Raw genomic sequence first — 25,428 nt, 5'->3', positions numbered from 1 at the left:
CCTTTTTCATACCATCAGGTGTTTGCGCACATCCTGCAGGTCGAGATCGCTCGCCGGGCCTTTGTGCATGATTTCGCCGCGGTCCATGACGTAGATGTCGTCAGCAATTTCGCGGCAGAAATCGAGGAATTGCTCGACCAACAGAATGGTCATGCCCTTTTCGTCGCGCAGGAATTGCAGCGCGCGGCCAATGTCCTTGATGATCGAGGGCTGGATGCCTTCGGTGGGCTCATCGAGAACCAGAACTTTGGGTCGGGTGACCAGAGCGCGGCCGATAGCGAGCTGCTGCTGCTGGCCACCCGAGAGATCGCCGCCCCGCCGCCCAAGCATGGATTTTAGGACGGGGAACAGCTCGAAAATGTATTCGGGAATGTTTCTGTCGCTGCGGGCGAGACCGGCATAGCCGGTTTCGAGGTTTTCCTTGACCGTCAGTAGCGGGAAGATTTCGCGACCCTGCGGCACATAGCCGATACCCATGCGAGCGCGTTTATAGGGTGGCGCTTTTTTGAGCACTTCGCTGCCGAAAGTTACGGCACCGGACGAGATGTGGTTGATGCCGGTAATGGCGCGCAGAGTCGAAGATTTGCCGACGCCATTGCGGCCGAGCACGGCAGTGATCCGGCCCGACTGGCAATCGATCGACACGCCCTTGAGCGCCTGAGCGGCGCCGTAGTGAAGGTTGATAGTTGAGATCGAGAGTGCGGCGGTCATCGTCCAAGATACCTTTCGATCACCACGGGATTGGCGCTCACTTGGTCCAGCGACCCTTCGGCCAGCACGGCGCCTTCAGCCAGACAGACGACGCGCGAACCGAGTTCGCGCACGAAGCTCATGTCGTGCTCGACCACTACGACGGATCGGGTCTTGGCGATTTCGCGCAGCAGTTTGGCTGTTTCCTCGGTTTCGCTGTCGGTCATGCCGGCGACGGGTTCGTCGACGAGCAGGAGCTTGGGATCTTGTGCAAGCAGCATGCCAATTTCGAGCCATTGCTTCTGGCCGTGGCTTAGATTGGCGGCAAACTCGTCCTTGCGGTGGAGGAGGCGGACGGTTTCGAGGATTTCGGTGATGCGGGTCACGTCTTCGTCGCTGGCAGTGTAGAAGAGGGCGGCAAAGATGCCGCGCGGTTTCTTCAGCGCCATTTCGAGATTGTCCCAGACCGTGTGGCTCTCGAACACGGTGGGCTTCTGGAATTTGCGGCCGATGCCGAGATTGGCGATGGCGGCTTCATCGAGCTTGGTGAGATCGGTGCGGCCATCGAACATGACCTCGCCGGCGTCGGGTCGCGTCTTGCCGGTGATGATGTCCATCATCGTGGTCTTGCCCGCGCCATTGGGGCCGATAATGGCCAGCATTTCGGTGGGTCGGACGATAATCGAGAGATTATTGATGGCCTTGAACCCGTCAAAGGCAACCGAGACGCCGTTGAGGTAGAGCATAGTGTCCTGCGCTTTGCTCATTGGCTTTACTCCGCCGGCCGGATTTGAGGATTGTCGAAGGTGGCAGAGTCTTCGCCGCGCTCGATATCGACGGACTGAGCCGGAGTGGGCAGGGCGGGCTCCTCGGCCTTTTTGCGGCGTATGCCGAAGAGCTGCTTCCAGAGGCCGACGATACCCTTGGGCAGGAACAGGGTGACGAAGATGAAGAGTGCGCCGAGGGCGAAGAGCCAGAATTCGGGCAGGGCGCTCGTGAACCAGGACTTTCCGAGGTTAACGACGATGGCACCAATGATCGGGCCGATCAGGGTGCCGCGGCCACCGACGGCAGTCCAGATGACCACTTCGATGGAATTGCCGGGCTCGAACTCGCCGGGATTGATGATGCCGACCTGTGGCACATAGAGCGCGCCGGCAATGCCGGCCATGATGGCCGAGACGGTGAAGGCGAAGAGTTTTACGTATTCGACGCGGTAGCCGATGAAGCGCGTGCGGCTTTCGGCATCGCGCACGGCGACCATCACCTTGCCGAGCTTGGAATTGACGATCATCGAGCAGACGAGGACTGAGAGAGCCAAGGCAATGGCAGTAGCGGCGAAGAGGATGACGCGGGTGCTTTGGGCCTGAACCGGGGCGCCTAAAATGTCCTTGAAGTCGGTGAGGCCGTTGTTGCCGCCAAAGCCCATGTCGTTGCGGAAGAAGGCGAGCAGCAGGGCGAAGGTCATCGCCTGGGTGATGATGGAGAGATAGACGCCCGTTACGCGGCTACGGAAAGCGAAGAAGCCGAAGATGAAGGCGAGAAGGCCGGGGACAACCACGACCATGGCCATGGCGAACCAGAAATTGTCGAAGCCGAGCCAATACCAGGGCAGTTCCTTCCAATTGAGGAACACCATGAAGTCCGGCAGCGTCGGATTGCCATAGACGCCGCGCGTGCCGATCTGGCGCATGAGATACATGCCCATGGCATAGCCGCCGAGCGCGAAGAAGGCGCTGTGGCCGAGCGAGAGGATACCGCAATAGCCCCAGACGAGGTCCAGCGCGAGCGCCAGAATGGCGTAGCTCAGGTATTTGCCGAGCAGCGAGACGAGATAGGTCGGCACGTGGCCGAACTGGCCGGGCGGGATCAGCAGATTGGCCATGGGCACGAGGACGGCCACGGCGAGGAAGATGCCGATGACCCATACGGCCTTTTTGTCGAGCGCACGGAACAGGGCTTGGGTCAGCATGCGATGTCTCCGGAAGTCAGGGTGCGGGGCGGGAAAGCGATCATTGTTCGATCGCCCTTCCCTTGAGGGCGAAGAGGCCCCGCGGACGCCGCTGTATAAAGAGGATGATCAGCACCAGGATCAGGATCTTGCCGAGCACCGCGCCGGCATAGGGCTCCAGGAACTTGTTGGCGACGCCGAGTGTGAGCGCGCCGACAAAGGTGCCCCAGAGATTGCCGACGCCGCCGAAGACCACGACCATGAAACTATCGATGATGTAGTTCTGGCCCAGGTTCGGCGAGATGTTGTCGATCTGGGTGAGGGCCACGCCAGCAAGGCCGGCAATGCCCGAACCGAGGCCGAAGGTCATGGCGTCGACGAAGGGGGTGCGGATGCCCATGGCTGAGGCCATGCGGCGGTTCTGGGTGACAGCGCGCATCTGAAGGCCGAGCGGCGTGCGGTTGAGGATCAGCAACAGCATGAAGAAGACGATCAGCGCGAAGATGACGATCCAGAAGCGGTTGTAGGTGATGGCGAGGCCGAAGAAGTCGGTCGATCCGGACATCCAGGTCGGGGCGATGACCATCTGGTTGGTCGGGCCGAAGATTGAGCGAACGGTTTGCTGCAGGATAAGCGATAGGCCCCAGGTGGCGAGCAGCGTTTCGAGCGGACGACCGTAGAGCCAGCGGATGATGCCACGTTCGATCCCGACGCCGATGGCCCCGGTGACGAGGAAGGCAACGGGCAGGGCGATAAGCAGGGAATAGTCGAGCAGGCCCGGGAAATTCTGGCGAATGACGAGCTGCACGAGGAAGGTCGTGTAGGCGCCTAGCATGACCATCTCGCCATGGGCCATATTGATAACGCCCATGACACCGAAGGTAATGGCAAGGCCGATGGCGGCGAGGAGGAGGACGGAGCCGAGAGAAACGCCGAACCAGACGTTTTGCAGGGCGCCCCAGACGGCGCGGCCCTGTTCGAGGCCAGCGATGGCGGCTTCGATGGTCGGCTTCACTTCATCTGGTGCATCGGCCAGAGCGCCGGTGAGAATGGTGATGGCATTGCGGCCGGCGCCGGCGACGACCTGGGGCACGGCGGCGTTCTTGTCTTCGATGCTGGCATCTTCGCTCGTCAGGATGGTGACGGCGCGGGCGGCCTGCATGGCGCCGCGGACATTGGCGTCAGTTTCGGCCGCAATGGCTTCGTCGAGCAGCGGCAGATTGGCGGCGTCTGGCTTGGACAGAAAACCCTGGGCGGCGGCAAGGCGCGTCGCGGGATTGTCGCTCATGAGCGTCATGCCGGAGAGGGCAGCGGAAATATCGCGCCGGAGGCCATTGTTGACGCGGATGCGGGAGAGGTCGGCTTCGGCGCCGAGATCAACGGCCTCGCCGGTCAGCGGATCGGTGATGGTCGAACCGTTCTGGATGACGACGCGGCCGGAGGCTTCATCGAGATAGAGATTGCCGTCTGCGAGAGCGGTGAGGACCGGAACGACGCCGTTGTCTCCGGTTGAGGCAAGCTCGACGACGATCTGTGTGAGTTCCTTGAGGCTCGCCTCGCCCATCGCGGCGATCTGGGCCGGAATATCGACGGCGGCGTCCTGCGCGCGGGCGATCTGGCTGGGTAGGAGAAGCGACAGGGTAAGGAGTGCCAGGCGGAGAAGGTGAGTCAGCATCGCTTGGGAAGTCCTTGTCGGTTCAAGAGAAAGAGGCAGGGGCGGAGGCCGCCCCTGCCGGGTTAGGTGGCTCGCTTACTGAGCCGCGCCGCCGCAGGTCTTGGTTTCGGTATTGTAGTTGCCGCAGTTGATCGGGGCGGTCCAATCGGCTTCCAGCATCTTGGATTCTGGCAGGTAGTCGGACCATGCGTCGCCGGGGACGAGGTCTTCGGTTTCCCAGACCACAAAGAACTGGCCGTCATCCTGGATTTCACCGATCAGCACGGGCTTGGTGATGTGGTGGTTCGGGAGCATCTTGGCGACGCCGCCGGTCAGGTTCGGGGTTTCGAGGCCAACGATGCTATCGATCACGGCGTCAGCTTCGGTCGAACCGGCAGCTTCCACGGCCTTCACCCAGAGGTTGAAGCCGATCATGTGGGCTTCCATCGGGTCATTGGTGACGCGGGTGTCGGAGCCGATGAATTTTTGCCAGTCAGCGATAAACGCCTCGTTCTCCGGGGTGTCGACGCTCATAAAATAGTTCCAGGCGGCGAGGTGACCCACGAGTGGGGTGGTGTCGAAGCCGGAGAGCTCCTCTTCGCCGACCGAGAAGGCGACGACCGGGATGTCTTCGGCCTTGATGCCCTGGTTGCCCAGTTCGCGATAGAACGGCACGTTGGCGTCGCCGTTAATGGTCGAGACCACGGCGGTCTTCTTGCCTTCCGAGCCGAAGGCCTTGATGTCGGAAACGATGGTTTGCCAATCGGAATGACCGAAGGGCGTGTAGTTGATCATGATGTCTTCTTTGGCGACGCCCTTGTCGAGCAGGTACTGCTCGAGGATCTTGTTGGTCGTCTGCGGATAGACATAGTCGGTGCCGGCGAGCACCCAGCGTTCCACGCCTTCTTCTTCGGCGAGATAGTCGACGGCCGGGATCGCCTGCTGGTTCGGCGAAGCGCCGGTGTAGAACACGTTGCGCTGGGATTCTTCGCCTTCGTACTGGACGGGGTAGAAGAGCAGCGAGTTCAGTTCTTCAAAGACCGGCAGCACGGACTTGCGGCAGACCGAGGTCCAGCAGCCGAAGACCACGTCGACGTCGTCGACTTCGATCAGCTGGCGGGCGAGCTCGGCGGCCAGCGGCCAATCGGAAGCAATATCGACCACGACGGGTTCGAGCTGCTTGCCGAGGACGCCGCCCTTGGCGTTTTGCTGTTCGATGAGGAACAGCATGGTGTCCTTGAGGGTGGTTTCCGAAATCGCCATCGTGCCCGAGAGCGAGTGGAGGATACCAACCTTGATGGTGTCTTCCTGCGCCATGGCGGGAACCATGGGCAGGGAAATGCTGCCGGCGAGTGCCGCGGCGAGCAGGGCGCTTTTGGCGCGGGTGAAGTTCATGTGTTCGTCCCTCTAGTTTTGTTGACCCCAGGAGACAGCCAAGGGAGGCGCCTCGATGGGGGCACCTGAGACGATTTTTTAACGCTGCCCTATACGTCGATTGACGTAACTGGCTGACGAGGAGATTCCGCTGCGGCGCGGAAGGGCCTGAAAAACCGCGTGATTTTGGCAAAATCCGTGCTAAGACAGTGGTGGCGAAAAATTGAGCAGCGCATGAAATTGGTTAAGGCTTGAGCGGATAATGGCGCGGCAACGGATCATTCCCATCAGGCGCGAATACAATCGCTGGGTCGCCAACCAGACGCTTGAAGACTATGCGTTGCGCTTTACAGCCAAGTCGGCGCGGCGGTTTTCCAATGATCGAATCTCGCAGACTGCGATCGGCGCCATCTCGTTCCTCGCGCTGGAGGCTATTGGCGGTAGCATTACGTTGTCATATGGGACAACCAATGCGCTGATTGCGATAGTCGTCGCGTCAATCGCCATTCTGCTCGTCGGTGTGCCCATCTCCCGCTATGCGACGCGGCATGGGGTGGACGTGGATCTCCTGACCCGCGGCGCCAGTTTTGGCTATATCGGCTCGACGATCACCTCGCTGATCTATGCGAGTTTTACCTTCATCCTTTTCGCCATCGAAGCTTCCATTATGTCGAGCGCGCTGGAGCTGGCCTTCGGCATTCCGCTCTGGATGGGGCACATCATTTCGGCTGTTATCGTCATTCCGCTGGTGACGCATGGCATCAGGATGATTTCGAGCTTTCAGGTGCTGACGCAGCCGATCTGGATCGTGCTGAACATCCTGCCGTTCTTCTTCATCGCCTTCATGGATTGGGAGAAGTTCGACCTCTGGCGGGCATTTGCGGGTTTGGGGCAGCCGGAGGGTGCGGCGGGGACGATTTCGCCCTTTGATATCGCCAAGTTCGGCGCGGCGTCGGCGGTTATTCTGGCGCTGATGACGCAGATTGGCGAGCAGGTCGATTTCCTGCGGTTTCTGCCTGCCGAGGGGGCGCCGAAGTGGCGGCAGAAGCTCGGGATTTTTCTCGCGGGGGCGGGGTGGGTCGTTGTTGGCGCGCCCAAGCTGATCGCGGGGTCGTTCCTTGCTTTCCTGGCGCTGTCGTCCGGCGTTTCGCCGGAGCACGCGTCAGAGCCCGGTTACATGTATGCGGTGGCCTTTGGCTACATGATCCCCAATGAATTCGTGGCGCTGATGCTGATGGCGGTCTTCGTGGTGGTCAGTCAGCTCAAGATCAATGTGATGAATGCCTATGCCGGGTCGCTGGCCTGGTCGAATTTCTTTTCGCGGCTGACGCATAGCCATCCCGGCCGTGTGGTCTGGCTGCTGTTCAATGTGGCCATTGCGCTGTTGCTGATGGAGTTGGGGATCTATCGGTTGCTGGAAGAGACGCTTGGGATCTTCTCGATCATCGCCATGGCTTGGCTCTGCTCGATCTCAGCCGATCTTTTCGTCAACAAGCCGCTGGGGCTGTCGCCGCCGGGCATCGAGTTCAAGCGGGCGCATCTTTATGACATCAATCCTGTCGGTGTCGGGTCGATGCTGCTGTCGGCAGTGATTGCGCTGGCGGCGCATTTTGGTGCGTTTGGCGAGATGGCTGCGGCGCTGGCGCCTTATATTGCGCTGGTCGTTTGCTTTATTGCCTCGCCGGCCATCGCATGGGCGACGAAGGGTAAATACTATCTGGCGCGCAAACCGCGAAAAGCATGGGCGAACAAAACTTCGCTGACTTGTTCGATCTGCGAGCACCCGTTCGAGCCTGAAGACATGGCCTGGTGCCCGGCTTATGCGGCGCCGATCTGCTCGCTCTGTTGTTCGCTCGATGCGCGGTGCCACGACATGTGCAAGCCGCATGCACATTTCCGGGCACAGACGCATGCGGTGGCGTCGAGCGTGCTGCCGCAATGGGCGATCGAGAAATTGCAGACCCGGATTGGGCGCTATGGGATTTCCATGGGTATCGCCACAGCGATCCTCGGCGGCATTCTAGGGCTTATCTACTATTTCGCCAGCCAATCGGCGCCGGATACGTCGGATGTGGTGGGGGGCACCCTGCTCGTCGTGTTTTTCGTCTTTGCGGTGGCGGCGGGGATCATGACCTGGTTTCTCGTGCTGGCGCATGACAGCCGGTTGGTCGCCGAAGAAGAGAGCACGCGGCAAAACACGCTGCTGCTCAAGGAAATCGACGCGCACGGCAAGACCGATGCCGAATTGCAGCGCGCCAAGGAAAAGGCAGAGGCAGCCAATCAGGCCAAGTCACGCTATGTCGTGGGCCTCAGCCACGAATTGCGCACGCCGCTCAATGCGGTGATGGGCTATGCGCAAATCCTTGAGCGCGATCCAGAAGTGCCGGAGAACCGGCGTGGATCGGTGCAGGTGATCCGCCGCAGTGCGGAGCATCTTTCGGGGCTGATCGATGGCCTGCTCGATATTTCCAAGATCGAAGCGGGGCGGCTCCACGTCTATTCTAACGAGATCAATATTCAGGATTTTCTGGATCAGATCGTCGATATGTTTCGGCTTCAGGCCGAGGCCAAGGGGCTGGAGTTCCGGCATACGCGCGCCAAGGCGCTGCCGATCTATGTGCGGACCGATGAAAAGCGGCTGCGGCAGATTCTGGTCAATCTGCTGTCCAATGCCATCAAGTTCACCAGCTCAGGGCACGTGAGCTTTGAGGTGGCTTATCGCATGCAGGTGGCGACCTTTACGGTTTCGGATAGCGGCAGCGGGATTTCTCCCGCCGATCTCGACCACATCTTTGAGCCCTTCGTGCGCGGCGAGGCGGAGCACAATCGCTTCACGCCCGGACTTGGGCTTGGGTTGACCATTACAAAACTGCTGACGGAAACGCTGGGTGGCGAAATTACCGTCTCAAGCACGGTCGGCGTCGGCACGCGCTTCCAGGCGCGGTTGATGCTGGCCAAGGTCGAGCGTCTGAGCCAGGGGCGGGCCGATCTGCGGCGGATCGTCGGTTATGCGGGACCGGCGCGGGTGGTGATGGTCGTCGATGACAATCAGGACCACCGCGAGCTGATGCGCGAAATGCTGTCGCCGCTGGGCTTTGTCGTGTTGACGGCGGCGGATGGACTCTCGTGCCTCGATCTCGTTGCCACCACGCGGCCTGATCTCTTCTTCGTCGATATTCGCATGCCGGGGATGAGCGGCTGGGATCTCGTTGCGGCCCTGCGCGAACGGGGTATTGCCGAACCTATAGTCATGCTTTCGGCCAATATCGGAGATGGGGCGGGGCCAGCGAGCCGCGATGCCGGGCATAATGATGCGTTGGCAAAGCCGTTCGACCTCGCGCAATTGCTCGACAAGATCGGCGCGCAACTCGCTCTCGACTGGACCTATTTCGAGGCGCCGGCACCAAAAGCCAAAAAAACGCAAAAGCTGCGGTCGCCAGGGGTGGAGCACTTGCGTGACTTGGCAAATCTGGGGCAGATCGGCCATATCAGGGGGATAGAAGCGAAATTGACCGAACTGGCCGTCGATCCCAATAACGAGCCTTTGGTGACCGCCCTGCGCGCTCATATGGAGAGCTTCGATTTCGATGGCTATGCCGAACTGCTCGAACGGGTGAGCCATGAGCCGGATTGAGCGGGATCAGGACATTGTGCTTCTGGTCGATGACTCGCCGGAATCCCTCGGTTTCCTGACGACGGCGCTCGAAGACGCTGGCGTGACCGTGCTGGTGGCGCGGAGCGGCGAGGCGGCGCTCAATATCGTGCAGCGCGTCGTGCCGGATGTGGTGCTGATGGATGCCGTCATGCCCGGTCTCGATGGCTTTGAAACCTGTCGTCGGCTGAAGGCCATGGCGCCCCTCACGCATGTGCCTGTCATCTTCATGACCGGGCTGACCGAAACCGAGCATATCGTCCATGCGCTCGAAAGCGGCGGCGTCGATTATCTCTCAAAGCCGATCAATGTCGATGAATTGCGGGCCCGTATCCGGGTGCACCTTGCCAATGCCCGCCGCGCCCAGAGCGCGCGGATTGCGCTCGATGCTGCCGGGCGGCATCTGGTGGCGTTTGGCGCCGATGCAGCGGTGTTGTGGTCGACGCCGCAGGCCAACAAGCTGCTCGAACGCTCCGGTATGGACGCGGATCGCCAGGCGGAGATGTCGAGCGGTTTTTCCCGTTGGCGACTCGACCATGGCGATGCGTCACCGGGCAGCGGGTTCGATGTGACTCTGCCGGGCGCCCCGGGACTGCAGTTTGCCTTTCTCGGCGTGGTCGGCGGCGACGAATATCTTTTCCGCCTGACCGGTGCGCAGGAAGAGGGGCAGGAAGACAATCTCCGCCAGCACTTTGGGCTGACGCAGCGCGAAAGCGAAGTGCTGCTCTGGATCGCCCGCGGAAAATCCAATCGCGATATCGGGGATATTTTGGGCCTCAGCCCGCGCACGGTGAACAAGCACCTTGAGCAGGTCTATGCCAAGCTTGGCGTCGAAAACCGCGCCTCGGCCGCCATCAAGGCCATTCAGGCGATGCAGGAGAGCTTTGAGCTTTAGGGCTTTCCCGTAGTCCGGGACATGAAACGCGCCTAGTGCGCATGAAACGCATATTATCGCTCCCTGCAATTGCCCAAAAGCGCGTGCTCGGGCTTCCTCGTGCCTGTCGAAACCGACATGTTTTCAAGGGAGTAACGAGTATGAAGACCGTGATTGCACTTTCCGTCGTGGCTGCCATGGCGATGACTTCGGGCGCTCATGCCGGCGGCTTCTTCGCCAAGCGCACCAACAATGTGCTCAGCAACATCACCGGCGTGGTCTCCACCGTGGCCGACGTCGTGGATGTGGGCAATATCAATGTCCTCAACGGCAATACCGTCGCTGTCGGCAACAACAGCAGCATTCTCTCCGGCATCCTCAGCGGCAACAATACCGCCAACGGCAATTCCATTCTCAATGGTGTGCTGAACGGCAATGGCATTCTGGGCATCGGCGGCCAGAACCAGACCAAGAAGCACGGCTGGTAGCTCCTGCGGCGGGGTGTTACCTCCAACCCGCCACGGACGCCAGACCCGCGCCGGAGCCCCCCGGCGCGGGTTCTTTGTTTTGATTTTGCTTAGAAAAAATGGATCAGGAGGCGGGAGCCAATTGGCGCCAGAGAGTAAGCGAGTGACGTTCCCCTTCGTCAGGCGTCAGCCGTACCTCTTCAAGCCGGATTTCCTTGCCTTCAAGGCCCGTTGCCTCGCGAAAGCTGGGTTCGACGAGGCAAAGGCGGGTGCCGACGACCGTGTGGATGGTCTTGTTGATGATGGCGCACCAGTCGCGGCCATTGTCCACAAAGGGGATGGTGATCTTGAGGCTGACGACGCCGGCCGGCCGGGCCAGCAATTCGCAGAAGCGGGCATGGACCGGGGCGAAGGCGGGGTTTTTCTGCGGATCGATGACCCAACCGAAGCGGTCGAGCGGGCCGGATGGCAGTTTTAGCGGCCGGCTGCAGGCGATGATGGCGTGGCTGGCATCCATCAGCAGCAGGTTCTGGTGCGACTCTTCCACGAAATAGCGCAGGGCCACGAGCGGATCGGCTTCGGGGCCCCAGATGAGGCGGCGGATGGCCTCGATATTGTGCGGACGGGGCGCATCGCGGCCGCTTTCCCAGCGGCTGATCTGACTCTGCGTGACGCCGAGGCTTTTGGCGACGGCATCCTGTTGCAGGCGGGCGCGGATGCGCCAATTGCGCAGGGCGGTGCAAAGTTCGCTCGGTTTTGGCATGGCCAGCTCCTTTTGAGTGGAGCCAAAATCCCGAAGCAGGGATGAAGATCATAGTTAATAGACTACTTACACGACCCAGTTCCGGCATTAACGCTTAATCTCAACGCTGCCGGGCAGGTAAATCTACTGACCCTCTACGTGAAATATTGGTTACTGAACCATGAGCATTCTTGCCCGGTGGCTCTGCCGGAGGTTGGGATGCGCTGGTTTTCTTGCATTGCGGTCTGGATGGTCAGTGTTTCCGCCGTTTTGGGCGAGGAGGCCCTGGCGCTCAAGAGCGCCGTCGAGGCGGGTTGGACCAGCAATGCCACGGAAACCGTGGACGGGCCGTCGGACCTGTTCGTCGAGCACAAGCATGAGCTTTCGCTGTCGCACAGCATGGGCGCCCTGTCGCTGCGCGGGACATTGCTGTTCGAGCAGACGCGTTTTGCGACGGTTTCGGTGGAAGACGACATGTCAGCCGCGGCCGGCGTGGAAGCGGCGCTGGAGCTCGACAAGGGCATGGTGCTGCGTGCCGGCTATGCCCTGACCCGGGACTGGGTCGGCGAGGGCCTGCCGCTCGATGGCGCGATGATCGGCGTTGCGAACGGCAAGGTGACACACGAAACCATGTTGGAACTGGCCGTCATGGGGAAAGACCAGCAGGTCAATGTGATCGTGAACGGTAGCTGGCGCTATCCCGAGGATGCGGTCATTTCCGGCCTGCCCATCGAGCTGCCACCGGTTCGGCTCGACCCGCAAGTGGGTGTTGTCGGGGTAGGGGTGAATTGGGAAAAGGCGGTGACGGGCGCCATGGCGGTGCTTGGCCGGCTCAAAGGGGATTTTTCGAGTGTTCCGGAAGCCGATCAGTTCGATTATGGCCGCCTGCCGGGAACTGCGGGGACTGTCGCTGGGGGCGTTCGGACCAAGACGGACAATCTTCTCGTCGAATTCCTGGCGGGGGCGACATTGGTCTGGCCGTTGATCGATCCCGGCCTGCGCGAGGTTTTGCCTTATCTGGCGATGCAGTCGGAACTGGCGCTGGGTGATCGCTGGACGCTGGCGCTTCGGGCGGAAAAGAGCGTCGATCTCGACGATCCGCTCGATCCCGTTGCCAGCAGCACCAGCGAGATCGAGCTTTCCGCGCGGTACAGGATGACGGATGCCATTGCGCTCTCGGCGGCGGTGAGCCGCAGCGACGAGATGGGGATTTTCGATGCGAGCCAGACGCGGCAGGTGCAGACGGCCAGCCTGCGCCTCGATTATGCGATGGCCGATCAGGCGAGCCTGTCGCTGAGGGCCTTGCGAAAATGGGTGGAGGAGTCAGGCGATAGCTACACGATCGATCGCTTCACCCTGGCCATCAATACGCAATTTTAGCGCGGTTGCCGATGTGAACGGCTTGGCGGGAACTGATGTGGAAATGGGTCGTTGTGCCAGCGAACCACAGTTCTGCTGTGGCAAGCCACGCGGCGGTCCCAAGCGGGGATCAGCCCGATAAGTCGGCGGTGGCAGGAAGGCTGACGCTCCTTTGCTGTAGCCCCGATGGGGCGCGGAACTTCGGTTCCGCGCCTTTTTTGTTATGACAAATGCTTCGTTAATTCTCTTCAATATTTGTGTATTAGTCTGTCGTTTACCAGTTGGGTTAGACCAAATCACAAATTGAAACTCAAGTCTGTCTTCGGCCGTCATTTCAGTGCGGCAAGTTGGTCGCGAAGATGGAGATGAGTTATGAAAAGAAAATTGCTTTCTATTCTGCCTCTGGTCTTTGTCGCGAGTGTTTCGGCGCCCGCCCAGGCCCAGAACCTGCTTGGAATCATTGGTGGAAGTGGCGAAGACGCGCTGGTCACCCTTGGCTCGGGCGATGCTTCCAATACGGGCCTGGTTAATGTCGGCCTTGGCGGTGAGAACCAGCTCGTCGATGCGCAAATCGGCGGTAGCTCGGGCATCGCCAATGCAACAGTCGGCAGTGGCGGTGGCAGCGCCCTCGGCGCGAATGCGAACGTGCTTGGCGGGGCAGCTACGGTTGGCGCGACAGTCGGCGGTGGAAGTCTTGTCGATGCGGATGTCGGGCTGCTCAATGGCACTGTTGGCGTAGGCGCGACAGTGGGTGGCGGTAGTCTCGCCAATATCGGCGTATCGATCGGCGGCGGTGCGCCGGGCAATCCCGGCAATCCCGGGAACGGCGGTGGAAACGGCGGCGTCGGCAATGGCGGCATTCCGTCCTTCTCCGCTTCCAATGGTGGAAACGCTCCGGCCTGTGCCGGCACCAGCCCGCGTCAGGTCGAACGGCTGATCCAAGGCACGCAGATCGGCGGCTCCTGGCAGCGCGCCAGCAATGTCGAGATCCAGCGTGTCGACATGTGCCCGGAACTGCAGACCTGGCTCGCCGCCGCCCTGACCAATTCCGGTCTCGGCAATTCACTGCGTTCCGCCATCAGCAGCGATAGCCTGCTGAGCGCTTCGATCGATCGGTCTTCCTACAATGCGAACCGCGTCTTTGCCGTTCATCAGCGCGGCAATCAGTTGACGGTCTTTGTCTATTGAGGCCGGAAATATCCGGCTTGCATTTGGGTTGAGCACCTAACATCACGGCATGTCGCCTTTGACTTGGGCGACATGCAAAACACCGATACTTTTGCTGGAAGCGCTTCTGTCACAAAAGTGCAATCCTGGTGTGGCCAATGGTGCCGCACCCGGAGGGCCCTCAAGTGAACGACTTCGACCAGAACGCGCGCTTCGACCAATTCGAGGCGGAACTGAACCGCATTCGCGAAGAGATTACCGACAGCTTTGATGAAGAGCTGGAGCTGCAGTTCGAGGACGACCAGCTCGAGGCGCTCGCCGAAGAGGGTGAGCGGGCAGAGCGCAAGTCACTCGACCGCAATGTCTATTTCCGAGAGCTGTTCCGTCTGCAGCACGAGTTGGTGCGGCTGCAGGATTGGATTGTTCATAACAAACTGAAGGTTGCGGTCATTTTTGAAGGTCGTGATTCCGCCGGCAAGGGCGGAGCCATCAAGCGCATTACGCAGCGGCTCAATCCGCGTGTCTGCCGCGTCGTTGCGCTGCCCGCGCCGTCCGACCGCGAAAAGACCCAGTGGTATTTCCAGCGCTACGTGCCCCACCTGCCGGCAGCGGGCGAAATGGTGCTGTTCGACCGCTCCTGGTACAATCGCGCCGGTGTCGAGCGCGTCATGGGTTTCTGCTCGCCCGACGAGCTGGAAGAGTTCTTCCGCACGGTCCCGGAATTCGAAAAGATGCTGATCCGTTCGGGGATCATCCTCATCAAGTTCTGGTTTTCTATCACCAATGAAGAGCAGGAATTCCGCTTCCGCATGCGCATTCAGGATCCGCTGAAGCAGTGGAAGCTGTCGCCCATGGACATGGAAAGTCGTCGCCACTGGGAAGACTATACCAAGGCCAAGGAAGACATGTTGGTGCGCACCCACACGACGGATTCGCCGTGGTGGGTCGTCAATGCCGACGACAAGAAGCGCGCGCGCCTCAACTGCATCGCGCATCTGCTTGAGGCCATTCCTTATGACGAAGTGCCCAAGCCCGAGATTGTGCTGCCCGAGCGCATCCGACACCCCGACTACCATCGTGGACCGGTGCCGCAGGAGATGTATGTGAAGGCGGTTTACTGACGGTCATTGCGCTCTCTCCGCTTTCCGCCGTGTCATCCCCGCGAAAGCGGGGACCTCCGTTACCAAACAGGGGTTCCCGCTTTCGCGGGAATGACACCGTGCGGAGGGAGGACCGTTGATGACTTGCACTCCCGTCTTGTCGGCTCCAAAATAAGGGGCACTGCGGGAGTGTTCTAAGTGGCCGATACCAGTAATGTCGTGGGCGGCGGCCCCAAGAAAGTCCTCTATACCCTTTCCACCATCGGCAAGATGGGCGTGGGCAAGGCTGCCAAGGCGCTGACGGCAAAAAACACCTGCAAGGCCTGTGCTTATGGCATGGGCGGGCAGCATGGCGGCATGACCAATGAACTCGATGAGTTCCCCTCGGTCTGCAACAAGTCGGTGCAGGCGCAATCGACCGATATCCAGCCGCCGATTCCCGAGCCGATTTTCGAGCACACCATTGCCGAACTGAGCGAGCTTTCGGGGCGGGAGATGGAGCGGCTGGGGCGGCTGGGCACGCCGCTTTTCCGTCGGGCGGGCTCGGACAAGTTTGAGCCGCTCGATTGGGATGCTGCGCTCGATCATGCGGCACATCGGCTGGCCGAAACCGACCCCAAGCGAACGTTCTTTTATTCCTCGGGGCGGTCGTCCAACGAGGCGGGGTTCCTGTTCCAGCTTTTGGCGCGGGCCTACGGCACCAACAACGTCAACAACTGCTCCTATTATTGCCATCAGGCGACGAGCGAGGGTCTCGCAACCACGATCGGCAAGGGAACGGCTACCGTAGAGCTTGAGGACCTGACCGGGGCGGACCTGATCTTCGTCATCGGCGCCAATCCCTCGTCCAACCACCCGCGCTTCATTCACATGCTGAAGAACTGCCGCGAGCGGGGCGGGCAGGTGATCGTCATCAATCCGGCCAAGGAGCCGGGCCTGGTCAAATTCGCGGTGCCGAAATCGCCGCTCTCCATGCTCAAGGGCGGCAGCGATATCGCTTCGGACTATCTGCAGCCGCGCATCGGGTCGGACATTGCCCTGTTCAAGGGTCTCGCAAAAGCGGTGCTGGAGCAGGGGACGGAGGACCGGGCTTTTATCGCCGCCTATGGCGCAGATTTTGATGCTTTCCGTAACGATATCGATACGCTTGGCTGGGATGAAATCACTGCAGCCTGTGGGCTGTCGCGCGAAGAGATTTCGCGCGTGGCCGAGGCCTATGGTCGCTCGCGGCATGCCGTCTTTGCCTGGGGCATGGGTATGACGCACCATGTCCATGGCGTCGCCAATGTCGAAGCCATCGCCAATCTGGCGCTGCTGCGCGGCATGATCGGCAAGCGTTTTGCCGGCCTCCTGCCGCTGCGCGGACATTCCAACGTGCAGGGTATTGGCACGATCGGGGTCAAGCCGGTGCTTGCCCGCGATGTTCTCAAGCGCATGGAAGAGGTGTTTGGCGTCAGCTTCCCGGAGGAAAAAGGCCTCGACACAATGGCCTGCCTCAAGCGGGCCGAAGCCGGCAATATCGATGCCGCTGTTATCATGGGCGGCAATCTCTGGGCGGCGACGCCGGACACGGCGTTCTCGAGCCGTGCCATGGGGGCCATCGGTTTCAAGCTGTTCCTGACGACGACGCTCAACCAGGGCCATGTGCATGGGCTGGGTGACGGCGAGGTGCTCATTTTGCCGGTCACGGCGCGCGACGAGGAATGGGAGCCGACGACCCAGGAGTCCATGTTCAATTTCGTGCGGCTGTCCGATGGCGGCATCGACCGCATCAGCACGGTGCGGCCCGAAAGCTGGATTCTCGGCCAGATCGGCAAGCGCGTCCTGCCGGATTCGCCCGTGGATTTCGATGCCTTTTCCGGTCACGCCAAGCTGCGCGATGCCATTGCGGCCATTGTGCCGGGCATGGAGGAGTTGGCTGATATCGACGTTGCCAAGCGTGAGTTCCACATTCGCAACCGCGTGCTGCACGTCCCCGAATTCGGCACCATGGATGGCAAGGCGCATTTCGTCGTTACGCCGATCCCGGCACTTGAAAAAGGCAAGCTCATGCTCGCCTCGGTGCGCAGCGAGGGGCAGTTCAACTCGATCATCTATGAAGAGACCGACAGCTATCGCGGCAAGGCCGGGCGCTATTCGATCTTTCTCAGCATGGCAGACATGGCAGCGCGCGGCCTGACCGAGGGACAGAGGGTAAAAGTGCGCTCTGCCGTCGGCGAGATGGAGGGCATCGCCACCAGCTTCGATCTGCCGGCCGGCTCGGTGCTCGCCTACTATCCGGAGGCCAATGTGCTCATCGGCACGGAAGTCGATCCGCGCAGCAAGACACCGGCCTTCAAGTCGGTGCCCGTAGATGTTGCGGCCGCCTAGTGCTTTTCCCGCCTAGGGCGTCGCTGCCTCGGCTTGTTCCGCGCCGGGACCAACCTGCAAAAGACTTGGCTCGGTGCTGAAAATGCGTTGGGCGACGCGCTTGATGTCTTCCCCCGTCACCGCCTCGATCTGCTTCTGGCGCTCTTCGACATAGTCGATGGGCAAATCCAGCAATTGCTGCACCACCATGGTGGTGGCAATGGCCACCGAGGACCGCAATTGGTTGATGGGGTAGGCGCCGACGAGGTAGCGTTTGGTGCGTTCGAGCGCGGCCGGGTCGGGGCCGTCTTCGGTCATCGTTGCGATCGTTGCCTTGATGACCTCGATGGCTTCGACCGATTGATCCGGACGGGTCGAGGTGCCGATGGTCAGGGCGTCTGCCTGGTCGAGATTGACGAGACCGCCGGAGACCCCGTAGCTCAGCCCGCGCTTTTCCCGCACTTCGCGGTTGAGTTCGGACAGCAGGCTATCGCCGGCCAGCATTTCACTCATCACATAGGCGGCGAAAAAGTCGGGGTCGCTTTCCCTGATGCCGGGATAGGCAAGGTTGATCGAGGTTTGGGGCAGGGGATAGTCCACCGCCACGTTCTGCCCAAAGCTCAGTTTGGCCGGCGGGATTTCGGATAGTTGGGGCTCTGCCGGCAGGGCGCCAAAGATGGCGTCGATCATCTTGCCGGCGGCTTCTTCGTCGAGCGCGCCGACGATGCCGATTTTCAGGTTGCCGCGGGCAAAGAGCGCCTTGTGGAACTGGCGGAGGTCGTCCGCCGTGATCCCGGGCAGGCTCGTCGCCGTGCCCTCTTGTGGGCGGGCATAGGGGTGCGTGCCGAACAGGGCCTCGTTCCACATGCGGCCGGCGGCATAGCCGGGGTCCTGGGAGCGCGAGGCAAGGCCGGCTAGGACCTGGGCGCGCATGCGGTCGATAGCTGACTGGTCAAAGCGCGGCTCGTTGACGGCGAGCGCCAGAAGTTCGGTGGCGTCGTCGCGCTGATCGGCCAGCATGCGCGCAAAGCCGGTGAAGGAATCGAAATTGGCCGAAAAGCCCATTTCGAGGCCGACATCATCAAGCCTGGTCTGGAAGGCATTGCTGTCGAGATCGCCAGCGCCTTCGTCAAGCAGCGACGACATGAGGGAGGCGAGGCCCACCTTGTCGTCGGGATCTTGCGCCGCGCCGCCTTGGAAGGCGAAGGCGATGGTGACAATCGGCACCGTGTAGTCTTCCACCATGCCGGCGGTGATGCCGCCCGGCGAGGTGATGGATTTGAAAGCGACGTCGGCATGGCTTGGCAGGGCAAAGCCGAGGAGCATCAGCGGGGCGAGAAGCGCGGGCAGGGCGTGGCGAATGGTTGTGATCATTGGGCTTTCTCCTCGGCGAGGGGAAGCAGATAGCCCGTGACCGCGGTGGCCGGGCGCAGATATTTGGCGGCGACGGCTTTGACATCGTCCGCTGTGACGGCGCGAATGCGGTCGGGCCATTCGGCGACGTCAGCGATGGACCGATCGGTGGTCAGCCAGAGCCCATAGGTCTGGGCCATGCTGACTTGATCGTCCTGCGCGAAAATCGTGCTGCGGATGAAGCGGGTCTTGACCCGATTGAGCTCGGTTTCGGAAATGCCATTGGTGATGATGTCGTCGACCTCGGTGTCGATGGCGGCTTCAAGCGCCTCGAGCGTCGTGCCGGGGCGCGGGGCGCTGTAGAGCACGAAGCGGCCGTAATCGAATGCGCCTCCGTCATAGCTGGTGCGGGCTTGCGCCGCGATGCCGGCCTCGACCACCAGGGCCTGATAGAGCCGGCTCTGCGCGCCATCGCTCAGGATTGCAGAAAGCACGTCGAGCGCTTCGGCTTCGCCGGTTTCGGCCTGGCGATAGCTTGGCACGACCCAGTTGCGCGTAAAGCTCGGCAGCGACACACGGGCGTCGCGCAGCGTAACGGTGCGGCTGGCCTGCGCGGGTGGCTCCTCCGGGCGTGCCCTCGGGGGTAGTTCGGGCCCACGCCCGACATTGCCATAGGTGTCTTCGGCCATCTGACGGACGACCTCGGCGTCTACGTCTCCGGCAACCACGACCAGGGCATTGTTGGGCGCATAGTGTTGGCCATAAAAGGACAGCGCGTCTTCGCGATCGAGCGCTTCGATCTCGTGCGCCCAGCCGATCACCGGAATACGATAGGGGTGGTTCTGGAAGAGCGTCGCCGACACCTGCTCGGCCAGGATCGACCCGGGTTGCGATTCGACGCGTTGCCGGCGCTCATCGAGCACCACGGAGCGCTCGGCATCGATCACCTCTTCGGGCAGGACGAGGTTATGCATGCGATCGGCTTCGATATCCATCATCTGGCCGAGAGCGTCGGGCGGCACCGTCTCGAAATAGACCGTGATATCGGCCGTGGTGAAGGCGTTGAGCTGGCCGCCAAGCTCGTTGACCGCGCTTTCGAGCGTGCCGGCGGGATATTTTGCCGTGCCCTTGAACATCAGGTGTTCGAGGAAATGGGCGACACCCGATTGTCCATTGGGATCATCGGCGCCACCGGTGTGGTACCACACCATATGCGTCACCACCGGCGCGCGCCGATCGGGAATCACCACGAGTTCGAGGCCATTATCGAGCGTGAAATGGCTCACGGCGGGTGGCGGGCTGTCCTGGGCTGCCACAGGCAGGGCAGTGACAAGGGCAGCCACAAAGGCAATCGTCGGACGGTTCATGGTTCGGCGCATTCTCCGTTTGCGAGGCTGGGCGCATGTGTGCGGCGGGATTGCAGGCAGAAGCAACCGGCCAGTTCGGTCTGCGGTTGCCTAGGAGAGGCCTATCCCCTAAATACGGCGCAAATTTCTCATCTGAGGATCACCCCGCATGGCCCGCCAGTTTATTTATCACATGCACGGAATGTCGAAGGCCTATGCTGGCGGCAAGAAGGTGCTGGATAATATCCATCTCTCCTTCTACCCCGATGCCAAGATCGGCATTCTCGGCCCCAACGGCTCGGGTAAGTCGACGCTGCTGAAAATCATGGCCGGTATCGACACCGATTTCACCGGCGAAGCCTGGGCTGCCGATGGCGCCAAGGTCGGCTACCTCGCGCAGGAACCGCAGCTCGATCCGGCGCTGAACGTGCTCGGCAACGTCATGATGGGCGTGAAGGAAAAGAAGGACATCGTCGACCGCTACAACGAGTTGATGATGAACTATTCCGACGAGACCGCCGACGAGGCGACCAAGCTCCAGGACGTCATCGACGCGCAGAACCTATGGGATCTGGAATCGCAGGTGGAAGTCGCCATGGAAGCGCTCGGCTGCCCGCCGGGCGATGCCGACGTGACCAACCTTTCGGGCGGTGAAAAGCGCCGCGTGGCGCTCTGCGCGTTGCTGCTGTCGAAGCCCGACCTGCTGCTGCTCGACGAACCGACCAACCACCTCGACGCCGAAACCACGGCCTGGCTGGAACGGCACCTGCGCGAATTCGAAGGCGCGGTACTGATCATCACCCACGACCGCTACTTCCTCGACAATGTCACGGGCTGGATTCTCGAGCTCGATCGCGGCCGCGGCGTGCCCTATGAAGGCAATTATTCCGCTTACCTCGACGCCAAGTCCAAGCGCTTTGCCCAGGAAAAGAGCGAAGACGCTGCTCGCGCCAAGGTGCTGGAACGCGAAAAGGAATGGATGGGCCAGTCGCCCCAGGCCCGCCAGGCCAAGTCCAAGGCCCGTATCCGTGCCTATGACGAACTGGTCAAGGTCAACGAGGCCCGCACCCAGTCGCACACCGCGCAGATCATCATTCCGCCGGGCGAACGCCTCGGCCACAACGTCATCGACGTCGACGGCCTCTCCAAGTCGTTCGGCGATCGCCTGCTGATCGACAACCTGACCTTCAAGCTGCCCCCGGGCGGCATCGTTGGGATTATCGGCCCGAACGGCGCCGGCAAGACCACGCTCTTCAAGATGCTGACCGGACAAGAAAAGCCCGATGGCGGCACCGTTACCGTCGCGGAAAACGTGCACCTCGGCTATGTCGACCAGAGCCGCGATGCACTCAACCCGAACAAGACCGTCTGGGAAGAGATTTCCGGCGGTGACGAAGTGCTGATGCTCGGCAAGCGCGAAATGAACTCGCGCGCCTATACCTCGACCTTCAACTTCAAGGGTGGCGACCAGCAGCAGAAGGTCGGCAATCTCTCAGGCGGCCAGCGCAACCGCGTGCACCTCGCCAAGATGCTGAAGTCGGGCGCCAACGTGTTGCTCCTCGACGAACCGACCAACGACCTCGACACCGAAACCCTCGCCGCGCTCGAAGAAGCGCTGGAGGAATTCGCCGGCTGCGCCGTGATCATCAGCCACGATCGCATGTTCCTCGATCGCCTGGCGACCCACATGCTGGCCTTCGAGGGCGATAGCCATGTCGAATGGTTCGAAGGCAACTTCCAGGACTATGAGGCGGACAAGGTACGTAGGCTTGGCGCCGATGCGGTCAACCCGAAGCGGGCGACGTACAAGCCGCTGACGCGATAAGCTTTTATGGGCGCGGTGCAGACCGCGCCCTTCTTGTTTCTGCGGTGTGCAGCGTGCCCTTGGAATAACGTTCTCAAAGGCGGGTGTCGCAGAGAGCACTTTTGCCTCGTCGCGGCGACTTTTGGACCCCTGCGCTTCGATTTCTCTACCGGCCCCGTATAGATTTCCTCCAATTCATTTTAGAGGATTGCCATGCGTTTTGCATCGTTTGCCGCCGCTGCTGCTTTTGTTGTTGCGGCTCCCGTTTTTGCCTTTGCTTCTGATGTCACGCCGCTCGTGACCGCCGAATGGCTCAAGGCGCATGCTGCTGATGAGAACGTCGCGATCATCGATATCCGTGACAAGATCGACGAGACCGACCTGGGCGATTTGCCGTTCATCGCCAATGCCGCTGTCGCGCCCTATGCGAGCGCTGGTTGGCGCACCGAGGTCGATGGCGTGCCGGGGCAGATCCCGCCGACCGAGCAGATTGCGGCGCTCATCGGCAGCCTTGGCGTCGATGCCGACGACCATGTCGTCATCGTGCCGTGGGGTACCGATTCCTCCGAATTTGGTGGCGCGACCCGCGTCTACTGGACCTTCAAATATCTCGGCCATGACGCCGTTTCGATCCTCGACGGCGGCTGGCGCCAGTATGACGCTGTCGGCGGCGAGCGCGTTGCCGAGGCGGCTGTGCCGGCTGCGGCCGAGTTCCCCGTCAATGTCCGTCCGGAACTGCGCGCGACGACGCCCGACGTGGAAGCTGCTCTTGCCGCCGGCACTAAGCTCGTCGATGGCCGTCCGGAAGAGCAGTTCCTTGGTCAGTCCAAGAGCCCGGTCGTGCGCATCGAAGGCACCATTCCCGGCGCCGTGAACATCCCGCACTCGAATTTCTACAGCGCCGAATATGCCAGCTTCGCGCTGCCCGAAACCATCGCTGCTCTCGCCAAGGGTGCAGGCCTGGCCGAAAGCGAAAAGAACATCGTCTTCTGCAATACCGGCCACTGGGCTTCGATCGCCTGGTTTGCCCTGCATGAAGTGGGCGGCAACAAGAATACCGCCATGTATGATGGCTCGATGGCCGAATGGGCTGCCGATCCGGCTCGCCCGATCCAGTAAGATCGCGGCCTCACGCCTCGGTCGTCACCCTCGGGCTTGACCCGAGGGGACTTCACTTCACCGGCCTTCATAAGTGTAGAGCCCTCGGGTCAAGCCCGAGGGTGACGCGCGGGGAGAGGCTGAAGCGATAGAGATGAAGATTGGATGTTGCGCCGCAAGGCTGCAGCATCCAAACCTTTTAGAACTTCTGCATTTTGAGAATCATGAGCGATATTTCCGCACCAGCGCCAAAATTCCTGCCGCCCGCCGTGGTGGATAGGGCGCCGCTTCTTGTTGCTGCCGCCATGTTGCTGGCCGGCTTTGTTTTCATCACCTGGCAGGTCGATCTGCGCCAGGGCACGCTGTTTCTGATCGGCGGCGCTCTGGGCGTGGCGCTTTACCACGGCTCGTTCGGTTTTACTGGCGGCTGGAAGCGCATGGTGGTCGAGAGGCGCGGCCGCGGCATGCGGGCGCAGATGCTGACGATCGGCGTTGCGGCACTGGCAATGATCCCGCTGGTCGCTGCCGGCAATATCGGTGGTCAGGCTATGGTGGGCGCCATGGCGCCGGTCGGGGTTTCCGTGCTGCTCGGCGCGGCCATTTTCGGGCTCGGCATGCAACTGGGCGGCGGCTGCGGTTCGGGCACGCTGTTTACCGTCGGCGGCGGTTCGGCACGCATGCTGGTCACGCTGGTTTTCTTCATTATCGGCGCCGTCATCGGCACGGCGCATCTGCCGTTCTGGCTGCTGCAGCCGGCGCTGCCGGCCATCAGCCTGGGCGCTGAACTGGGCGTCGGTTTTGCCATCGCGGCGACCATTGCCGGGCTCGCCATCGTGGCGCTGATCACCGCGGTGATCGAAAAGCGCGTGCACGGCAATATCGAACCTGAACCGGCTCCGGCGCGGCAGGGTTGGAGCTGGATTCTCTATGGCCCGTGGCCGCTGGTCGGGGCAGGGCTGGTGCTTGCCCTTCTCAATATCGCGACGCTGCTGCTCGCGGGCCACCCCTGGTCGATCACCTATGGCTTTGGCCTCTGGGGCGCCAAGATCGCTTCGGCGGTTGGCATTCCGGTTGCGAGCTGGGAGTTCTGGACCTGGCCAGCCCAGGCCCAGGCGCTGAATTCCAGCGTCTTGGCCGACACCGTTTCGGTGATGGACTTTGGCCTCGTGCTCGGCGCGGCTTTGGCTGCGGCAATCGCCGGCAAATTCGCGCCGAAGGCGGCTTTGCCGCTCGGCTCGTTGCTAGCGGCCATCATTGGTGGCCTTCTTATGGGCTATGGCGCGCGCCTCTCCTTTGGCTGCAATATCGGGGCGCTGTTCTCCGGCATTGCCACGGGGAGCCTCCATGGCTGGCTGTGGTTCACTGCCGCCTTTGTCGGTTCCTTCGTGGGCGTCTGGCTGCGTCCCTTCTTCGGTCTTGATGGGTTCGCCAGGAAATGAGCGCACGCAACACTCTGCTCTTCGGTGCCGCGCTCGCCGTCACCACTGCTGCCATCGCCTATGATCATGTGACCAATCCGGTGCCGCCGCGTCCGACGGAGCAGGCCACGGCTGCATCGGGTTCGGCACCTTGCGCGGCTGGTTCTGCACCCTGCGCTGCGGGGGCCGTCGCGCCCTGTGCTGCGGGAGCGCCTGTTACGCCATGCGCCGCTGCTGCACCGGCCAAGGCGGCTCCGCCGCCGCCACCGGCACAAAAGGCCGCGCCACCGCCGCCTCCGGCACAGCGCCCGGTCGAAGCGGCACCGGCCAAGGCCGCTCCGCCCGCGCCACCGCTGGCGAAGCCCGCGGGGCAGGAGGCCCCTGACCTCGTGGTGGACGGCGCCTGATGTCCACGGCCCGCGAACATGCGCTCAACGAGATCGCCTTTTGCGAGACCATTCTCGCCAAGGGCGGCCTAAATGTGCTCAGCGACACGTTTCGCGGCGTTTCCGATATCGAAGCCTGGGAACATTATCCGCCCGGCGACGTCTTCGACCCGGCCAGCAATGCGCAGTGGTTCTATCACTGCCATCCGGCCGAAGAAGGCACTGCCGAGCACGGGCACTTCCATTGCTTTCTCCGGCCCGATGGGCCCAATGGCGCCATCCACCATCTCATCGCCATAGGTGTCGACGCGAACGGACGCCTGTTGCGGCTGTTCACGGTCAATCAGTGGGTGGTGGGCGACGACTGGGCCGATGCGGAGCGGACGATAGACCTTCTCGGCCGCTTTGACATGCAGATGCCGTCGCCGTCCTATCTGGTCAATCGCTGGCTTACGGCTATCTTCGTCGCCTATGAGAGCGAGATTTCCGAACTGATCCGCGCTCGCGACGCCTGGCTTGCAGCTCACGTTCCGCCGCAAGGTGTGGCGCCGCGGGAGGATAGGGCGCTGGAAGTCACGTCGGAATTTATCGTCGCTTTGCGACCGGGGTCTTGAGCCCCAAAGCGCCTGCCAGTTAGTTTCGCG

The 25,428-nt window shown here is 61.6% G+C and carries 20 protein-coding genes; 12 read left to right on the top strand and 8 right to left on the bottom strand.

Annotation, left to right across the window (positions count from 1 at the left end; genetic code table 11):
• Positions 1-6 precede the first annotated feature (6 nt).
• The 5 genes from urtE to urtA all read right to left on the bottom strand — a co-directional run bounded on the left by urtE (position 7) and on the right by urtA (position 5,690).
• Positions 7-711 (bottom strand): urea ABC transporter ATP-binding subunit UrtE, encoded by a 705-nt coding sequence (gene urtE / locus JP75_RS23175; RefSeq protein ID WP_035087295.1) that lies wholly within the window; start codon positions 709-711, stop codon positions 7-9.
• Entirely contained in the window at positions 708-1,457 is a 750-nt protein-coding gene (urtD, locus tag JP75_RS23170; protein WP_035087292.1) for an urea ABC transporter ATP-binding protein UrtD, read from the bottom strand. The genes urtE and urtD overlap by 4 nt, the downstream gene beginning before the upstream one ends.
• A gap of 5 nt (positions 1,458-1,462) precedes the next feature.
• Positions 1,463-2,662 (bottom strand): urea ABC transporter permease subunit UrtC, encoded by a 1,200-nt coding sequence (urtC, locus tag JP75_RS23165; RefSeq protein WP_084587889.1) that lies wholly within the window; start codon positions 2,660-2,662, stop codon positions 1,463-1,465.
• A 40-nt stretch (positions 2,663-2,702) separates the two neighbouring features.
• Entirely contained in the window at positions 2,703-4,316 is a 1,614-nt protein-coding gene (urtB, locus tag JP75_RS23160) for an urea ABC transporter permease subunit UrtB (RefSeq protein ID WP_035087290.1), read from the bottom strand.
• A 75-nt stretch (positions 4,317-4,391) separates the two neighbouring features.
• Entirely contained in the window at positions 4,392-5,690 is a 1,299-nt protein-coding gene (gene urtA / locus JP75_RS23155; protein ID WP_035087288.1) for an urea ABC transporter substrate-binding protein, read from the bottom strand.
• A gap of 238 nt (positions 5,691-5,928) precedes the next feature.
• Here urtA and JP75_RS23150 point away from each other — a divergent pair, with 238 nt between their 5' ends.
• The 3 genes from JP75_RS23150 (at position 5,929) to JP75_RS23140 (ending at position 10,683) form a co-directional block, all read left to right on the top strand.
• Positions 5,929-9,303, top strand: coding sequence for a hybrid sensor histidine kinase/response regulator (locus JP75_RS23150; RefSeq protein ID WP_035087286.1), 3,375 nt, complete (start codon positions 5,929-5,931; stop codon positions 9,301-9,303).
• Entirely contained in the window at positions 9,290-10,216 is a 927-nt protein-coding gene (locus tag JP75_RS23145; protein ID WP_035087284.1) for a response regulator, read from the top strand. Before JP75_RS23150 ends, JP75_RS23145 begins: the two co-directional genes overlap by 14 nt.
• Before the next feature lie 140 nt (positions 10,217-10,356).
• On the top strand, positions 10,357-10,683 hold the full coding sequence (locus tag JP75_RS23140) for a hypothetical protein (protein WP_035087282.1): 327 nt from the start codon (positions 10,357-10,359) through the stop codon (positions 10,681-10,683).
• A gap of 103 nt (positions 10,684-10,786) precedes the next feature.
• On the opposite strand, the gene JP75_RS25605 is transcribed toward JP75_RS23140, so the two are convergent.
• Positions 10,787-11,425 carry a helix-turn-helix domain-containing protein gene (locus JP75_RS25605; protein ID WP_051961258.1) on the bottom strand — a complete coding sequence of 213 codons (639 nt, stop codon included), beginning with the start codon at positions 11,423-11,425 and terminating at the stop codon, positions 10,787-10,789.
• Between the two features lie 198 nt (positions 11,426-11,623).
• On the opposite strand from JP75_RS25605, the gene JP75_RS23130 reads away from it, so the two are divergent.
• The 4 genes from JP75_RS23130 to JP75_RS23115 all read left to right on the top strand — a co-directional run bounded on the left by JP75_RS23130 (position 11,624) and on the right by JP75_RS23115 (position 17,400).
• Entirely contained in the window at positions 11,624-12,784 is a 1,161-nt protein-coding gene (locus tag JP75_RS23130) for a porin family protein (protein WP_035087280.1), read from the top strand.
• Between the two features lie 351 nt (positions 12,785-13,135).
• Positions 13,136-13,951: a hypothetical protein gene (locus tag JP75_RS25600; protein ID WP_051961255.1), complete on the top strand. Its 816-nt coding sequence runs from the start codon at positions 13,136-13,138 to the stop codon at positions 13,949-13,951.
• 164 nt (positions 13,952-14,115) lie between these two features.
• Entirely contained in the window at positions 14,116-15,051 is a 936-nt protein-coding gene (gene ppk2, locus JP75_RS23120; RefSeq protein ID WP_051961253.1) for a polyphosphate kinase 2, read from the top strand.
• A gap of 177 nt (positions 15,052-15,228) precedes the next feature.
• On the top strand, positions 15,229-17,400 hold the full coding sequence (locus tag JP75_RS23115) for an FdhF/YdeP family oxidoreductase (RefSeq protein ID WP_035087279.1): 2,172 nt from the start codon (positions 15,229-15,231) through the stop codon (positions 17,398-17,400).
• A 12-nt stretch (positions 17,401-17,412) separates the two neighbouring features.
• Here JP75_RS23115 and JP75_RS23110 read toward each other — a convergent pair whose 3' ends face one another.
• Complete coding sequence (locus JP75_RS23110) at positions 17,413-18,753, bottom strand: M16 family metallopeptidase (RefSeq protein WP_035087277.1); 1,341 nt, start codon at positions 18,751-18,753, stop codon at positions 17,413-17,415.
• Positions 18,750-20,099, bottom strand: coding sequence for a M16 family metallopeptidase (locus tag JP75_RS23105; RefSeq protein WP_152565963.1), 1,350 nt, complete (start codon positions 20,097-20,099; stop codon positions 18,750-18,752). The genes JP75_RS23110 and JP75_RS23105 overlap by 4 nt, the downstream gene beginning before the upstream one ends.
• 148 nt (positions 20,100-20,247) lie before the next feature.
• Between JP75_RS23105 and ettA the strand changes: the two genes are divergently transcribed.
• The 5 genes from ettA to JP75_RS23080 all read left to right on the top strand — a co-directional run bounded on the left by ettA (position 20,248) and on the right by JP75_RS23080 (position 25,398).
• Positions 20,248-21,903, top strand: a complete 1,656-nt coding sequence (ettA, locus tag JP75_RS23100) for an energy-dependent translational throttle protein EttA (RefSeq protein ID WP_035087273.1) — start codon at positions 20,248-20,250, stop codon at positions 21,901-21,903.
• A 192-nt stretch (positions 21,904-22,095) separates the two neighbouring features.
• Entirely contained in the window at positions 22,096-23,001 is a 906-nt protein-coding gene (locus tag JP75_RS23095) for a sulfurtransferase (RefSeq protein ID WP_035087271.1), read from the top strand.
• 203 nt (positions 23,002-23,204) lie between these two features.
• Complete coding sequence (locus tag JP75_RS23090) at positions 23,205-24,419, top strand: YeeE/YedE family protein (protein ID WP_035087270.1); 1,215 nt, start codon at positions 23,205-23,207, stop codon at positions 24,417-24,419.
• On the top strand, positions 24,416-24,805 hold the full coding sequence (locus JP75_RS23085; protein ID WP_035087268.1) for a hypothetical protein: 390 nt from the start codon (positions 24,416-24,418) through the stop codon (positions 24,803-24,805). Before JP75_RS23090 ends, JP75_RS23085 begins: the two co-directional genes overlap by 4 nt.
• Positions 24,805-25,398, top strand: a complete 594-nt coding sequence (locus JP75_RS23080) for a DUF6969 family protein (RefSeq protein WP_035087266.1) — start codon at positions 24,805-24,807, stop codon at positions 25,396-25,398. The genes JP75_RS23085 and JP75_RS23080 overlap by 1 nt, the downstream gene beginning before the upstream one ends.
• The last annotated feature ends 30 nt before the right edge of the window (positions 25,399-25,428 follow it).

This window comes from Devosia riboflavina (assembly GCF_000743575.1).
Taxonomy (GTDB): domain Bacteria; phylum Pseudomonadota; class Alphaproteobacteria; order Rhizobiales; family Devosiaceae; genus Devosia; species Devosia riboflavina.
Note: the sequence above shows the minus strand (reverse complement) of the source record. Positions and strands in the feature narration are given on the sequence as shown.